The sequence below is a fragment of the Sulfurospirillum halorespirans DSM 13726 genome (assembly GCF_001723605.1).
GTDB classification, from domain to species: Bacteria; Campylobacterota; Campylobacteria; order Campylobacterales; family Sulfurospirillaceae; genus Sulfurospirillum; species Sulfurospirillum halorespirans.
This window is the reverse complement of the sequence record NZ_CP017111.1, coordinates 461,212-475,252: the sequence shown is the minus strand read 5'-3', so window position 1 is coordinate 475,252 and position 14,041 is coordinate 461,212. Positions and strand designations below refer to the sequence as shown.

Below are 14,041 nucleotides of genomic sequence, written 5' to 3'. Positions count from 1 at the left end.
TTTATAGCCCCTTTTTCTTAATTTCTACTACTTTTTAATTCCTCTTGCTCCAAGATTACCATAACGATGATAACTGTGGGAAATGCTCTGTTCTGCAAAATAGTGCAACAACTCAACACGCCCTTCCATCAGCGGTTTTGCTCTTACGATGCACTTCGCTTTTTTGGCGGCTGCTTCATAGACAAACGGTGAGATGAGTGCGGCGTTCGCATAGAAAATCTTATCGGTGGTCCCAAAACATTTGACAAACGTAGCTTCATCTTCGCGTTCCATTGTGTCATTTTTCCCAAACAGCATGCCTTGATTTTCATATAAAAAGGCGATGACACTACTCTGCGCACTAAATTCAATGCTTACATGTAAAGAGGTTTGAGCGATGATGGAAGCCATAATGCGGCTCATGACATCAAAAAGTCCATCGTCTTGACTGACGCGAAGTGCGATGCATTTGAGGGGGAGGTATTTAAACAGATTGTCTTCACCTCTTACTTTGGCAAAGTCTTGCTCTTGGCTAAACGTCGCTTCAACATTTTCAAGGTAACTGCCAACCGCGAGGCTAAGCTTTTCAAAATCAGCCTTAAATCCTGCGTACAATCCTTTAGCGCACCCATCTTTCCAACCATGAATCAGATGAATAAACGCGTGCGGATGGGAATGCTTGAGGAGAGGCTCTGCGACCTCTTCGATGTTCATAAACTGCGTAATATAGTTGTGAATACCTGCTTTTCGACCACTTCCGACGGCGGATTTTCCCAAGCCTCCAAAAGGCTGACGTTCTACGATTGCACCCGTTGTGCCGCGGTTGATGTACAGATTGCCCGCTTTGAGATGCTTTCTCCAATACGCCACTTCGCGCTCATCCAGCGACTCGATGCCCGACGTCAATCCATAGCCTGTCGCATTAACGATCTCAATGGCATGTTTGAGATCTTTCGCGCACATCACCGAAAGCACCGGACCAAACAGCTCCGTATGATGGCAAAAACTTCTCTCTTTCACGCCCCATTTGATGCTAGGCTTGAGCATGTACTCGTTTTCATCGGCATAGCTAGGAGCCAATGCCCAACTTTCGCCCTCTTCAAGGCTTTCAAGTGCCTGTTTTAACGCTCCATCAACGGGATTGGCAAGGGTTCCTAGGCGATTGGTAAAGTCCCACACGGAGCCTACATGTAAACTCTGTGCCGCATCGATGAGTCCTTTTTTAAAGTGTGGATCGTTGTACACCTCTTCTTCTAAAACCAAGAGTGAAGTTGCTGAGCATTTTTGACCGCTGTTGGAAAAGGCGGAGTGAATGACGTTTTTGATCGCCTGCTCGCGGTCGCTCATTGCAGTCACAATCGTTGCATCTTTACCACCCGTTTCGGCACTTAAAAAGAGGTTCGGACGACTTTTAAGCATTGCGTACGCTGTCTCTTCACCGCCTGTTAGTATGACAAAATCAACTTTTTCATTTTTAACAAGATGTTCCCCAGCCAAACTTCCTGCGCACGGTACAAATTGAAGGGTATTTTTGCTGATACCTGCTTCCCAAAAGCATTGGCACAGTTCATACGCACACAACACCGCCGAGCTGGCAGGCTTGATAATCACGCAATTACCTGCCGCTAACGCAGCACTGATACCTCCAACGGGAATCGCAATTGGAAAGTTCCACGGGGGCGTCACAACGCCAACACCTTTACCTTTACATGTAAGATTTTTAAAGTCATCAAAATAGCGCGCACTGTGACCGTAAAACTCCAAAAAGTCGATCGCTTCGCTCACTTCCACATCGGTTTCAAAAAAGACTTTTCCCACTTCCGCTGCTGCCACACCGATGAGATCGCCTCGTTTGGCGCGCATTTTATTGGCAACTTGACCAAGGATTTTTTGACGCTCACTAGCACTAAGGCTTCTCCAACCATCGACGTCTTTAGCGGCAATTTCCACGGCACGCTCTAAATCTTCTTTGGTGGCAAGGGCGTATTTGCCACACACCACGCCCTCTTTAAGTTGCGATTTATCGATGGCAGTTTTAACTTCGCGATCCAAAATGGCCTCGCCTCCCACAACAATGGGGGCAACACTTACCTCATCGCTCACTTTTTTCATCCACTTAGCACGAATGTTTTTTGCCCACTCTTTATTGGGTGGCAAAATAAAATCCGTATCGGCTTCACCATGGAATTTACCCGTGAAAAAACTACCGCTTTCGTAGTTGTCCCACTGTTCGCTCAGCCTGTTTTGGTTCCGTTTTGCGCCAATGAAAAGGTTTTGTGTATTCTCAAACGCGTCGATAAATTTCTGTTTTTGAGTCTCCCATGCAGGGCTTCCCACGGTAAGACCAAACGAGTAACGGATAAAATTCTCCTCGCCCGTATTTTCATCCAAACGTCTTACAAGATAAGCAATCGCATTGGTAAACTGCTCTTTTTTCGCCGTAGGTGCGTACAAAATAACCTCACCGCTGATCTCTTTGATCGCAAGACGCGCAGATTCGCTCATGCCTTCCAACATCTCCATGCTGAAAAATTCGGTCGTTCCATATTCACGGGCGAGCTCATACCCATGCGCCAGTTCAAAGAGATTGTGCGATGCCATGCCAAGATTTACATACTGCGCATGTTCAGGTCGTAAGCCAAATTCACCCATCACTTTATAGTTGCTATCGGTGTCGATTTTACGGGTGTGAGTCACTAACTCCCAGTGGCGAAGCCCTGCTTCGGTCTCTTCCATCTCCATATTGGCACCCTTCACAAGGCGCATCTTGATCGGCACACCGCCATTTTCAACCCGTTTTTTAGCCCATGCGATGAGCTTTTGTTGCCACAAATGAGAATCAGGCAGATACGCCTGAAGCACGATGCCAGCTCGAAAATCTTGAAACTCTGGAAGATCAAGCGTTTGGGTAAACGCGCTAAACGTCAGACCAAGATCGCGGTACTCTTCCATATCAAGGTTGATAAATTTGTTCGTTTGCTCACCTTTGGCATTGGTAAAGCTGTATTTTTTCGCTTGCGCGTAGATGCGACTCAACCGTTTCACGAGCTCTTCCACCGTCTCTTCGTAAGCAAGCGCATTGATCTGCGAAAAGAGCGTTGAGATTTTGATGGAGATATAATCCACATTGGGGTTTTCAAGCACTTTAATGTATTTTTCAATGCGCTCTTCCGCCTCCTCTTCACCTAAAACGACTTCACCAATGAGATTGAGATTGATGCGTGTGCCCTCACTTTTGCGTTTGATCAAATGAGCATTGAGCACATCGTCTTCGCCTTTGAGTACCACGGTTTTGGTATCTTCCCTGATATTGCTGATAAAAAGTGGGATGGAAATTTGCGGCAAGTAAATGCCTGCATTGCGAAATAAAAAGACCAAAAAACGCTCGGAAGTCGTAAAAAACGATGCCATTTCGTATTTGGCAAAAAGATACTCAATCTGATTGGCAACGCGCGCGGGATTTTTACTTCTAAAACTCTGATCCATCAGTTCGATCAAAAAGACCTTGTCTTTAGGATGGCTGAGCATTTTGTTCATTTTGATGTGGAATTTTTGATCAAAATCGCTGACCAACTCCGTGGCGCGATTTTGCCATTTTTCTGCCAATGCGATAGCACGTTCGATGATTATTTCATTCTTTTGCATTAATGTTCCTCAACTTTAATTCGTATTTAAATCAAATTTAAGTAACTTTCACTTTACATGTAAAAGGTTAGACATGTCTTAGATGCTCACTTTTAGCGGGGCGGGCATCTTTGTTGGAAGTTACGCCTCTTTTTTCTTGCCCAAGTACGCCTCTTGTATCATTTCCGAATTGAGTAGCTCCTCACTGCTTCCGCTGTGGGTTATTTTCCCAAGCTCCAACACATAGCCACGATGGGCTAGTTTGAGCGCAGCCTTCGCATTTTGTTCCACCAAAAGTACCGTAACACCCGTTTTACTGATCTCTTTAATCGCTTTAAAGATGACTTTAACCAAAACAGGAGCAAGCCCAAGACTGGGTTCATCCAAGATCAAAAGCGTTGGCTTACTCATAATCGCTCGCCCAATCGCTAACATCTGCTGTTCACCACCACTGAGTGTTCCTGCAAGCTGTTTTTTGCGCTCTTTCAGCCGTGGCAAAATCTCATAAATCCATTCCAATGTCGGAGCATCAAACTTTTTGAGACTGTACGCACCCATCATCAAATTCTCTTCGACACTCAGTGTGCCAAAAACACGCCTACCTTCTGGTGAATGGCTCATGCCCAGTCTTACGATCTCATGCGCAGGCAGTTGTGTGATCTCTTTGCCATCAAAAAAGATATTTCCAGAACTCGGCTTCAACAGCCCGCTGATCGTGCGAAGTGTGGTTGTTTTTCCTGCCCCATTCGCACCAAGGATCGTTACGACCTCGCCTTTATTGACGTACAAATCAATGCCTTTAATCGCTTCAATCGCGCCGTAGTTTACATGTAAGCTTTTGACCTCTAATAATTTTTCACTCATCTTCGTCATCCTCATCACTGCCAATGTAAGCCTCAATCACCACAGGATCGTCTTGAATAAACGAAGGCACGCCCTCGCTGATCTTCGCGCCGAAGTTAATGACCGTGATGTATTCGCACAGGCTCATCACCATCTCCATGTCGTGCTCGATCATCATGATCGTCACTCCCATCGCTTGGATCTTGCGAATCGTTTGGGTGAGTTCCAACGTCTCATTTTCATTAAGTCCTGCGGCAGGTTCATCGAGAATGAGAAGCTCTGGCTCAGCCGCAAGCGCGCGTGCCATCTCAATGCGCCTTTGAACGCCATACGAGAGATCGCCTGCGGGAATGGTCGCATACTCCGAAAGATGGAAAAAATCCATCAGCTCGCCGACTTTTTCCCAGTTCGCTTTTTCATCTTTATAATACGCAGGCGTGGGAATAACCCCGTTATACCAGCGCTGTTTAGACTTGATATGACGACCCGACATAATATTTTCTGCCACACTCATCTCAGAAAAGAGACGAATCGTCTGAAAGGTGCGCAAGATGCCCAGCTCCGCAATTTTATGCGGATGACTGCCTTTGATCTCTTTACCTTTCCAGAGGATTTGCCCGATTTCAGGTCGATAAATACCCGTAATGCAGTTAAACAGCGTCGTTTTACCCGCGCCATTAGGGCCGATGATGCCGTAAATCTGCCCTTTTTTCACCTTCATCGAAAGATCGTTAATGGCGACCAATCCTTGAAAATACTTGCTCACGTGGCTGATTTCTAAGAGATAGTCACTCATTTGACCCCCTTTTTAAGGAAATCAGGGATGTTGCCAAAACGCACCGGCCAAATACCACGAGGGCGTAAGATCATCGTCAAAATCATCGCAATTCCAAAGACCAAATAACGCGCCGTCTCAAACTCTCGAAACATCTCAGGAAGCACAAACATGATGAATGTTCCAATCAAAACACCCGGAAGTGAAGCCGAACCGCCCACTAAAACGATTGTAAAAAACATAATGGACTGCGTGACATTAAATGCCTCAGGGCTGACCGCGGAGTACTGAACCGAGAACATACTTCCCGCCGCTCCCGCGATGCCAGCTCCTAAAATAAACGCATACAGTTTAAAGTAGCGTACATTAATGCCCATACTTTGCGCGGCGATCTCATCTTTATGGATGTAAAACATCGCTCGACCAAATTTGCTCTTATCAAGGTTTCGCATAATCAACAGCGTCAGCCCCAAAAGAATAAACGCCATATAGTACATATGCGTTTGCGAGCTAAAGTCATAGCCAAAAAGCCTTACAACATCGATACCAAAAAGACCGTTTGGCCCTCCTGTCAATCCAAAAACATCATTTTCAAGCACTTGAATAAAGATAATGTTAAAGCCAATGGTCGCCACCAACAAGTAGTCGCCTCGAAGGTGAATAATCGGAGCTACCATGATAAACGCAACCACCATCGGAACCAACACCGCAGGCACCCACGTTGCTAAGATAGGCAGTCCGAAGTTGACATTTAAAATAGCTGTCGTGTAAGCGCCCAAGCCAAAGAACATCGCGTGCCCCATGTGAAACACACCCGCACGCCCTAAAATGATGTCTTGGGAGAGTGCCACAACGGCAAAAACCAAAAAGGTGGTACCTACGGCTAACCATGCCGAGTCGACAAACAGAGGGAAAAATCCCATAAAAACAAGTAGCACTAAAGCTATTAGACTGGTTTTATTCATCATACTTTCTCCGCCACGGTTTCGCCCAAAATGCCTGTGGGTCGTAACACCAAAATGCCGATGAGCAGCACAAACGTAAACGTCTCTGCCCATTGTGTCGAAATGTAGCCCGTGATCATCGCGTTAAAAAGTCCTAAAAGAAGCCCTCCAAGCATTGCTCCTGGAATATTGCCGATGCCTCCCATAATCGCCGCCACAAAAGCGTTCAGCCCGTACATCCAACCCATGTCAAAGGTGATGCCACGGTAATAGGTGCCGATGAAAAGTCCAGCCACAGCGCCCAATGCGGAGCCAATGATGAATATAATCATAATGATGCGGTTGACATTGATGCCCATCAGTTTTGCCGCGTCTTGGTCAATCGCCACAGCTCGAATCGCGGTGCCAATTTTGGTTTGGTGAATGAAAAAATAAAGCCCTACCATCAAAACCGATGAGACGCCCAAAATCATCACTTGCGTAAAGGTAATGACGATGCCTCCTATCTCCCAAATCGTTGAGGGAAAAAGATTGGAGGGAAATATTTTCATATTGGGTCCCCAAATCAGCATCACCGAATTTTGGATGACAAGTCCTGCACCAAGGGCTGAAACCACTGCGCTCAAACGTGGTGCCGTTCGTAAAGGTCTGTATGCAAGACGCTCAAGAAGCACACCCACGAAAGCAACAATAGCCGCTGTGAAGACAAAAACCGTAATTACCGCCACCAAAGAGGTAATACTCTCGCCAAAAATTTGGGCATAAACGCTTAAGCCGATAAATGCTGAAAACGCAACGAGGTCACCGTGCGCAAAGTTGATCAGTCGCATCACGCCATACACCATCGTATAACCCAAAGCTACGAGCGCGTAGAGGCTTCCGATGGTCAGACCATTGACCATTTGTTGTAAGAAAATATCCATAAGATCACCTTATCCTAATGTAATGGCACGCCAAAGAAGAATTTTCTTTGGCGATGCACTCTGTTTTATTGGTAAACGATCTTATAGCTTTTATCCGCTTGAACTTCATAGGTCATGTAACCACCACCAATGCGCTCGCCATCTTCTCTAAACGTCACAGGACCTGTAATCCCTGGGAAATCTTTGAGTGCATGCAAGCCCTCAGCGATCACTTTCGTATCGTCTGATTTACTTTGCTCCATGACATGTAAAATGGCGCGAAGCCCGTCCACATTCATCAGTGACCAAATGGATGCTGGTGCCATGTTGAATTTTGCTTTGTAGTCAACTAAGAACGTTTTAGCGATGTCATACGGCAAAATGTCAGGTGTGGGAACATTGATAAGCAGTGTTCCTTTGGCGCTATCGCCTGCTAGTTTCATATAATCAGGATTGTCATTGGAGTCGCCACCAACGAAGTCTGCTTTAATGCCGAGCTGAATTTGTTGCGCTCTTAGGAGTCCACCATCGGTGTAGTAACCGCTAAAGTAGATCACATCAGGGTCCATCGATTTGATTTTGGTTAAAGTCGCGGTAAAGTTTTGGGTGCCTGATTTGATTTTGCCTTCGTAAATGATGTTGGCATTTTTCGCTTTGAGTGCTTTCACTGTTGCGTCCGCTAAGTCGGTTGAGTAGCTTGAGTAGTCGGAGAGAATCACGATTTTTTTGTACTGTTTGCCATCCACAAAGTATTTTGCGGTGTATTCGGCTTCAGCACTGTTGGGGAATGAATTTCTAAAAAATGTCCAGTATTTGTGTGCGATCAATGAATCACTCGTGCCATCGCTGGTTTGAAGTACCCCTGCTCGGTTATAGGTCGTTTGAGCCGCTTCGGTAGCACCTGAGGTGTAAGAGCCAATGACCGCTTTCACCCCTTCGTTCACCAATTTTTTCGCACAAATGGCTGCTTGTTGCGCCGCACCTTGGTCATCGCACGTGACCACTTCGATCTTTTTACCTAATACGCCACCTCTAGCATTTTGTTGCTCAACGATCAAACGAACACCGTTGTCGATGCTTTGACCCTCATTGGCATATTGCCCTGTAATAGGTGCTTGCACACCGATTTTAATCACTTCGGCTGCCGCAAAACTTGCACTGGTTAACATCGAACAGACCGCCAAAGAGGCTGTCAATTTTGGAAACATTTTCTTCATTCTCACTCCTTTATAAATTTTAAAAACTAAGCAGAATCACTTTACATGTAAAGATAACTCTGCTTAGCTTTCAACGTTTGGTTCGATCACATACGCTCCCGCCATCCACTCACCCACGCTCTCCACTTCACGAATCGGTGTCGTAATACATTTGGCACGAAGCGAAGGAAAATGGCTCACGACTTCATCAAAACTGGCGATGATTTCAGGTATTCGCTTGGTCAATTTTTTACGTGCCTGAGGCGAAAGGTCTGTGTAAAAGGCAAACACGCCATAATCCAGTGCGCTTTCCTCTTTTGTTTTTCGCTGAAGCATTTTACACAAACGCTCAATCTCGTAACTGTACTCCGCTTTGGCATTGCAAACGCCATTTTTGAGTGTGATGATAACACGTGATGTCGAGTCATTATGATTTTGGTGCGAAAAGCGCTCATCCAGCGTGATGCTAAAAACGCCTTGGGAGAGCGCATTTTTCTCCATAAAGGTTTTAAATGCTTTGCGGTTTGGCAGTGAACAGCGCAATATATCGGAAACCGTCGCGTCAATGAACACCTCAGGCGCATTTTCGATAAGACTGAGAGACTGCGCCACATGTATGGAGAGAATTTTTTGAGGGCCACTGGAGAGCGAAAGGCGGTTGTTTGTCCAAAAAAGAAAGTTGTGCGCCGCTTTGCTGATGCCCTCTAGTATGGATTGAACGACCAACGTTTGTGTGGGGAAATTACTCATAGTAGTTCTCCTCAACCTCTTGGATGATGCCACTCTCCATCAAAATGTCTTCGATCAGTCTGTTTTTGGAGATGTTTAAAGCGCTAGAAAGTTTTGTAAGGGCTATGTCAAGTTTCGCGTCAATCTTTAAGGTCAACTGGGCAATTTCACGTTTTTTGGTCTGATTTTTCTCAATCACACGCTGAATGATCTCTCTGCCAAATTTCTGTTTTGCCACGTTTTGCACCTTAGTAAAATTTAGGAATACTAAAAGGAATACTTTTTACTCAACAAAGAAATCTTAATATATTTTTTGACTTTTGTGGCAAACATTGTTGATGAAATTTTAAACAAAGCGTATGATTTCTTGAATTTACTCATTGCAAAGAGCCATTTTAAGGCTATTTTTAGCAATTTCGAGAAGAAATACACTTTTTGAGCAAGTTACAAAAGGTATCATTACACCTCACTTTGCTATAATCGTAAAAAATATGTAAAGGATGCGCATGTCAAAAATCGTCTTGATTACGGGAGCAACTTCTGGCTTTGGAGAAGCAACCGCTGAGAAATTTGCGAAAGCTGGCTATAAAGTCATTGTTACGGGTCGTCGCAAAGAGCGACTTGAAGCGCTGAAAAATCGTTTGTCTACCTGCGATATTTTACCCCTTTGCTTTGATGTCACGCAAAAAGAAGAGGTATTTAACGCAATCGCCTCACTTCCTAGCGAGTACAAAAACATCGATATTTTGGTCAATAATGCGGGTCTTGCGTTGGGTTTAGAGCACGCAAACGAAGCGAGCTTGGATGATTGGGAGAAGATGATCGACACCAATATCAAAGGCTTGCTCTACGTGACCAAAGCCGTCCTTCCTGTGATGGTTGAGCGTAAAACGGGCTACATCTTTAACATCGGTTCCACCGCAGGAAGCTGGCCGTACGAGGGTGGCAATGTCTATGGCGCGACCAAAGCGTTTGTCAAACAGTTTTCGTTGAACCTTAGAACTGACCTAAAAGGCACGCATGTGCGTGTGACCAACATTGAGCCAGGTTTTTCACTGACGGAATTTTCCGATGTACGCTTTAAAGGCGACAAAGCCAAAGCGGACTCTGTGTATAACAATACCACACCGCTTTCCAAAGAAGACATCGCCAATACGATCTTCTCGCTTGCAGAACTTCCAGAACACGTCAATGTCAACCGCATTGAGATTATGCCAACCGTTCAAAGCTACGCTGGGCTCAGTGTCGAACGCAACAACTAAACCTTTTTACATGTAAGGATTTTCCTTACATGTAAAGATAATTTTGAGGAATAAATGAACACGACCGAAAATAATAACAATCCACTTCACGGCGTCACGCTTGAAAAACTTATCACCGAACTGCAAGCGCATTACGGCTGGGAAAAACTGGATGAGATGATGCGTATGAACTGTTTTCATGTCAATCCCAGCATCAACGCATGCCTAAAATTTTTCCGAAAAACCCCTTGGGCGCGTACGAAAATCGAAAAACTCTACATCACCTTTCGCACAAACCAAAGCAAGTAATCCCATGACCTACGCAAAAGCCTTTGGCGTCACCTCTTTGGGTATGGTGCTCATGAGTTTTGAGTCACCCTTGATCAAAATGACGACTATTCCAGCGCAAAGTGTCACCTTTTATTTTGGTCTTTTTATGTTTGCGATCACGCATATCGTTCTAGGAATTCAGCAAAAAAGCGCTTTTTTTGAGGTGTACCGCGTTCATTATAAACCGATTTTGCTCAGTGCTTTTTTTATGGGAATAAGCAACCTCTTTTTTATTTTAGCCGTTAAACACACGAGTGTTGCGAGTGCCGTGTTTATTTTGAGTACCGCGCCACTCGTGAGTGCTTTGATCGCTTTCATCTTTTTCAGACAAAAAACGCCACGCCGTACGTTTGGGGCGATCTTTTTTGTCTTTATAGGGCTTAGCATTATTTTATTTAACGATCTGGGTTTGGGAAACATGCTTGGCAATTTTTATGCTTTTTTATGCGTGCTCTCGTTTACGTCGCTCTTTTCTGTGTTGGAGCGTTACAAAGAGGTGAGTCGTCTTGCGTGTGTCGGAGCGGGAGGGTTGGTGGCATCACTTTTGGCATTAATGACCGCCTCGATCGTGCTTCCTGATCCGTACTCATTTAAAATTATTTTGTTTATGGGAGCCCTTTTAACCCCCGTTTCAAGGGTTTGCATAGGCATTGGCACCAAGTTTTTACCCTCGGTTGAAGTGGCACTTTTGACGATTATAGAACCCGTTCTAGCACCCTTTTGGGTCTGGATACTGATGGATGAAAAACCGCATAGCAATACCCTCATCGGAGGCGCCATCATCGTAACGACGTTACTCGTTCACTCCATGATGGCACATAAAGAGGCAAAAAAACGCAATTAATGATTCGTGACGTTAAGTTGTCCGTAAAGTGCGTTAAGATCGCCCAAGACCCATGCGTCTACGATTTTTTCATTTTCAAATTTAAAAAAGCAGGCTCCTGAGTAGCGGATGCGATTGCCCGTAGGCTCAAACCCAAATAGCTTTCCAGAGTGTGTTGCGGTGTAAACGAGTCTTACGGCGGCTTTATCGCCATCGATGACGATGTCTTCGATCACATGGTAGAGATTTGGGAAGGCGCTAAAAAGCATTTTGGCGTAGTCACAAAAACCATTGATACTATCAACTCGCATACCGAGCGAGCCTCTAAAATTGAGTGAAGGGTCTAAAAATCGCTGTGCTTGGTCGAGTTTTTTCTCGTTCCAAACCACATCGTAGTACTCTTCAATGATCTGTCTTATCTGCTTTGCCATCTACTTTTTTTCCTTTTCTGTGCCCTGTTTATTGGGGACTTTTGGCGCTGAAGCACTTGCTCCACTTTCAAACCAACTCTCACTGGCATCGTACTCGAACTCAAACACTTTATCCAAGCCTCTGGCTGCTAGTTCGTTGTCAATGTTTTGAGGACTAAGCCCCTTTTTTTTGCAAATTTCGAGAATCTCCTCAATGTCTTCTTCAGGGATTCCGCTGTAACGCATCTCTAAAACTGCTTCGTTGACCGTCATTCTCTCATTCTCATTCATACAATTAGGCTTTAAAGGCCTTCAAAATCCGTTTGAAACTTCAAACACCGCATTTACAAAATTATAATCATATTTTTTCAAAAAAGAGCTAAAATTCTTGTAAAAGGAGTGTGCATGCTACGACTAATTCTCTCTTTGATGCTCTGTTGGCTTCCTTTGGTAGCAATGGAGAACATAAAGCGCTACGAAGTCTTTGTCAAAGAGTACGAGCAAAATGGCGTACTTTGGCTTATTTCCCGTCGTTTTGAACTCAGTGACGTGACCTTTTACCTTACCACAAACACGCAAACTCTACAAACGAAAGTTCTCGCCCTCGATGCAACCAAACTTTTGCCCTTAGATGATCGTTTTGAACGAAGTCTTTTTGCTAAGCGTTTAAAAGAAGCAACCGCTTTACATGTAAACGGTGGAGCGACCCACGCCCTCACACAAAATCCTAATGCGATTTACCTCAGCATGGATCTTTGCCCTTCGAGCAAAAAAGGGTATGAGAGCGATTTTATAGCACACCTCACGAAGCAAAACGGTAAAATACCGATTGCGATTGCGCTGAGTTCTGCGTGGAAAGAGCATCATGAGAAAGAGTTTAAAGAGCTGGTCAACAATCTCCTTTTGCAGATCACATGGGTGAACCATTCGCACACCCATTTTTACGACCCAAAACTTCCGATTCGCGATAATTTTATGTTACATGTAAACACCGATGTCAAAAGTGAGATTTTAGGTGTGGAGAAAACATTGTTAGAAGAAGGCATTACGCCCTCGGTCTTTTTTCGCTTTCCTGGACTCATTGCCGATGAAAAACTGATGCGTGAGCTTCGAGAGATCTACTTTTTGATTCCTCTTGGAGCTAACGCGTGGATAGCGAAAAATGAACCAATTAAAACGGGAAGTATCATCCTGATTCATGGCAATAAAAATGAACCCCAAGGGATTGAGATTTTAGAGAAGAAGCTTCCTGAAGTGGTTAAAACCTATCAGTTTCACCCTTTACAGGAAGCTTTTATACCGTGACACGCTTTTAGAGCAAAGCTCTAAAAGCTACGCTAACGCTGTGTTCTCTTCGGCAGAGTGCCCACGCACCTTTGGTGCTTTACGACACTATTGGATTCTACTCGTAGTATTCGCTATCTTTTTTGTCCGTTACAAACATGTGCCCTGGTGCGTGGGTGATCGCAAAGGGGAGTTTCATACTCGTGATGACATTTTGAGGCGTGACACCGCAAGGCCAAAACAATGGAATTTCATCCGCTTTAATCTCAATCGCATCGCCATAATCAGGCTTTGAAATTTCCTGAATACCGATCATTTCAGGGTAACCGACTTGTATCGGTGAGCCGTGCATTCGGGGAAAATGACTCGTCACGACACACGCATCCGCCACCTTCTCTTTTTTGATCGGACGCATGCTCACGACCATCTCGCCTGAAAAGCCTTCAACGGGTTTGAGCGCGATGTTGGTGCGGTACATGGCGACATTTTTTTGCTGATCAACATGGCGAAGCGGCATGCCATTTTCAATGAGTGCGGTCTCAAACGAAAAACTACACCCAATCAAGAAAAAGACCAAATCGGGTTGGTAATAAGGCGTAATGTCTGTGACCGTTTCGACCACAACGCCATCGCGCAAAATGTTGTACTTTGGAATTTCGCTTAAGATGTCAGCACCTTTAGCTAAAATGCTCGAATGATGTCCCTCATGGATCACCTCAAGCACTGGAATCGCTTTGGCATTCTCTTTCGCAAACGCTTCAAAACGTTTCGCGTACTCTTTAGGAAGGGCTACCATATTCATCTGAATGTAGCCAGGGCACTCGCCCGCTGTCGGTCTGGTAAACTCGCCTTTGGCGATTTTTGCGCGTAACTCTTTCGGAGACATGGTTATCCTTTAATCAAAAACTAATCGAATTGTATCCAATTTTTAGATACAATTTTTTGAGATATTTTTTTACAT

15 protein-coding genes and 1 pseudogene are annotated in these 14,041 nt (G+C 44.7%); 4 read left to right on the top strand and 12 right to left on the bottom strand.

Annotation, left to right across the window (positions count from 1 at the left end):
* Positions 1-27: 27 nt before the first annotated feature.
* The 9 genes and pseudogenes from SHALO_RS02360 to SHALO_RS02325 form a co-directional block, all read right to left on the bottom strand.
* Positions 28-3,624, bottom strand: a complete 3,597-nt coding sequence (locus SHALO_RS02360) for a bifunctional proline dehydrogenase/L-glutamate gamma-semialdehyde dehydrogenase (RefSeq protein WP_069477214.1) — start codon at positions 3,622-3,624, stop codon at positions 28-30.
* A 120-nt stretch (positions 3,625-3,744) separates the two neighbouring features.
* Positions 3,745-4,467 (bottom strand): ABC transporter ATP-binding protein, encoded by a 723-nt coding sequence (locus tag SHALO_RS02355; RefSeq protein WP_069477213.1) that lies wholly within the window; start codon positions 4,465-4,467, stop codon positions 3,745-3,747.
* Positions 4,460-4,594 carry an ABC transporter ATP-binding protein C-terminal domain-containing protein gene (locus SHALO_RS15700; RefSeq protein WP_420801895.1) on the bottom strand — a complete coding sequence of 45 codons (135 nt, stop codon included), beginning with the start codon at positions 4,592-4,594 and terminating at the stop codon, positions 4,460-4,462. Before SHALO_RS15700 ends, SHALO_RS02355 begins: the two co-directional genes overlap by 8 nt.
* A 165-nt stretch (positions 4,595-4,759) precedes the next feature.
* Positions 4,760-5,197 (bottom strand): annotated as a pseudogene (locus SHALO_RS15695) (ABC transporter ATP-binding protein); the annotation flags it as partial.
* Positions 5,198-5,238: 41 nt separating this feature from the next.
* A complete protein-coding gene (locus SHALO_RS02345) occupies positions 5,239-6,189 on the bottom strand; it encodes a branched-chain amino acid ABC transporter permease (protein ID WP_069477211.1) in 951 nt (316 codons plus the stop codon).
* Positions 6,186-7,088 (bottom strand): branched-chain amino acid ABC transporter permease, encoded by a 903-nt coding sequence (locus SHALO_RS02340; RefSeq protein ID WP_069477210.1) that lies wholly within the window; start codon positions 7,086-7,088, stop codon positions 6,186-6,188. Before SHALO_RS02340 ends, SHALO_RS02345 begins: the two co-directional genes overlap by 4 nt.
* A gap of 65 nt (positions 7,089-7,153) precedes the next feature.
* Positions 7,154-8,284, bottom strand: coding sequence for a branched-chain amino acid ABC transporter substrate-binding protein (locus tag SHALO_RS02335; RefSeq protein ID WP_069477209.1), 1,131 nt, complete (start codon positions 8,282-8,284; stop codon positions 7,154-7,156).
* A gap of 63 nt (positions 8,285-8,347) precedes the next feature.
* On the bottom strand, positions 8,348-9,013 hold the full coding sequence (locus SHALO_RS02330) for a hypothetical protein (protein ID WP_069477208.1): 666 nt from the start codon (positions 9,011-9,013) through the stop codon (positions 8,348-8,350).
* Positions 9,006-9,230: a hypothetical protein gene (locus SHALO_RS02325; RefSeq protein ID WP_025343654.1), complete on the bottom strand. Its 225-nt coding sequence runs from the start codon at positions 9,228-9,230 to the stop codon at positions 9,006-9,008. Before SHALO_RS02325 ends, SHALO_RS02330 begins: the two co-directional genes overlap by 8 nt.
* A gap of 268 nt (positions 9,231-9,498) precedes the next feature.
* Here SHALO_RS02325 and SHALO_RS02320 point away from each other — a divergent pair, with 268 nt between their 5' ends.
* From SHALO_RS02320 to SHALO_RS02310, 3 genes are read left to right on the top strand one after another with little or no spacing between them, the layout of a single operon-like run.
* Entirely contained in the window at positions 9,499-10,254 is a 756-nt protein-coding gene (locus SHALO_RS02320; RefSeq protein ID WP_069477207.1) for an SDR family oxidoreductase, read from the top strand.
* Between the two features lie 54 nt (positions 10,255-10,308).
* Positions 10,309-10,542, top strand: coding sequence for a VF530 family protein (locus tag SHALO_RS02315; protein WP_069477206.1), 234 nt, complete (start codon positions 10,309-10,311; stop codon positions 10,540-10,542).
* A 4-nt stretch (positions 10,543-10,546) separates the two neighbouring features.
* Positions 10,547-11,407, top strand: a complete 861-nt coding sequence (locus SHALO_RS02310; RefSeq protein ID WP_069477205.1) for a DMT family transporter — start codon at positions 10,547-10,549, stop codon at positions 11,405-11,407.
* Here SHALO_RS02310 and SHALO_RS02305 read toward each other — a convergent pair.
* Both SHALO_RS02305 and SHALO_RS02300 read right to left on the bottom strand, forming a co-directional pair.
* Positions 11,404-11,817 carry an ester cyclase gene (locus tag SHALO_RS02305; RefSeq protein ID WP_069477204.1) on the bottom strand — a complete coding sequence of 138 codons (414 nt, stop codon included), beginning with the start codon at positions 11,815-11,817 and terminating at the stop codon, positions 11,404-11,406. The genes SHALO_RS02310 and SHALO_RS02305 overlap by 4 nt on opposite strands.
* Entirely contained in the window at positions 11,818-12,087 is a 270-nt protein-coding gene (locus SHALO_RS02300) for a hypothetical protein (protein WP_238585274.1), read from the bottom strand.
* Positions 12,088-12,201: 114 nt separating this feature from the next.
* Here SHALO_RS02300 and SHALO_RS02295 point away from each other — a divergent pair, with 114 nt between their 5' ends.
* A complete protein-coding gene (locus SHALO_RS02295; protein WP_069477203.1) occupies positions 12,202-13,101 on the top strand; it encodes a polysaccharide deacetylase family protein in 900 nt (299 codons plus the stop codon).
* Positions 13,102-13,198: 97 nt separating this feature from the next.
* On the opposite strand, the gene SHALO_RS02290 is transcribed toward SHALO_RS02295, so the two are convergent.
* Positions 13,199-13,966, bottom strand: coding sequence for a putative hydro-lyase (locus SHALO_RS02290; protein WP_069477202.1), 768 nt, complete (start codon positions 13,964-13,966; stop codon positions 13,199-13,201).
* Positions 13,967-14,041: the final 75 nt, after the last annotated feature.

Bases quoted from the DNA above. Each gene is read 5' to 3' on its own strand.
- SHALO_RS02355 (WP_069477213.1), bottom strand. From the start codon at position 4,467: ATGAGTGAAAAATTATTAGAGGTCAAAAGCTTACATGTAAACTACGGC.
- SHALO_RS02310 (WP_069477205.1), top strand. From the start codon at position 10,547: ATGACCTACGCAAAAGCCTTTGGCGTCACCTCTTTGGGTATGGTGCTC.
- SHALO_RS02345 (WP_069477211.1), bottom strand. From the start codon at position 6,189: ATGATGAATAAAACCAGTCTAATAGCTTTAGTGCTACTTGTTTTTATG.
- SHALO_RS02330 (WP_069477208.1), bottom strand. From the start codon at position 9,013: ATGAGTAATTTCCCCACACAAACGTTGGTCGTTCAATCCATACTAGAG.
- SHALO_RS02335 (WP_069477209.1), bottom strand. From the start codon at position 8,284: ATGAAGAAAATGTTTCCAAAATTGACAGCCTCTTTGGCGGTCTGTTCG.
- SHALO_RS02290 (WP_069477202.1), bottom strand. From the start codon at position 13,966: ATGTCTCCGAAAGAGTTACGCGCAAAAATCGCCAAAGGCGAGTTTACC.
- SHALO_RS02315 (WP_069477206.1), top strand. From the start codon at position 10,309: ATGAACACGACCGAAAATAATAACAATCCACTTCACGGCGTCACGCTT.
- SHALO_RS15700 (WP_420801895.1), bottom strand. From the start codon at position 4,594: ATGAGCCTGTGCGAATACATCACGGTCATTAACTTCGGCGCGAAGATC.
- SHALO_RS02320 (WP_069477207.1), top strand. From the start codon at position 9,499: ATGTCAAAAATCGTCTTGATTACGGGAGCAACTTCTGGCTTTGGAGAA.
- SHALO_RS02305 (WP_069477204.1), bottom strand. From the start codon at position 11,817: ATGGCAAAGCAGATAAGACAGATCATTGAAGAGTACTACGATGTGGTT.
- SHALO_RS02340 (WP_069477210.1), bottom strand. From the start codon at position 7,088: ATGGATATTTTCTTACAACAAATGGTCAATGGTCTGACCATCGGAAGC.
- SHALO_RS02300 (WP_238585274.1), bottom strand. From the start codon at position 12,087: ATGAATGAGAATGAGAGAATGACGGTCAACGAAGCAGTTTTAGAGATG.
- SHALO_RS02360 (WP_069477214.1), bottom strand. From the start codon at position 3,624: ATGCAAAAGAATGAAATAATCATCGAACGTGCTATCGCATTGGCAGAA.
- SHALO_RS02295 (WP_069477203.1), top strand. From the start codon at position 12,202: ATGCTACGACTAATTCTCTCTTTGATGCTCTGTTGGCTTCCTTTGGTA.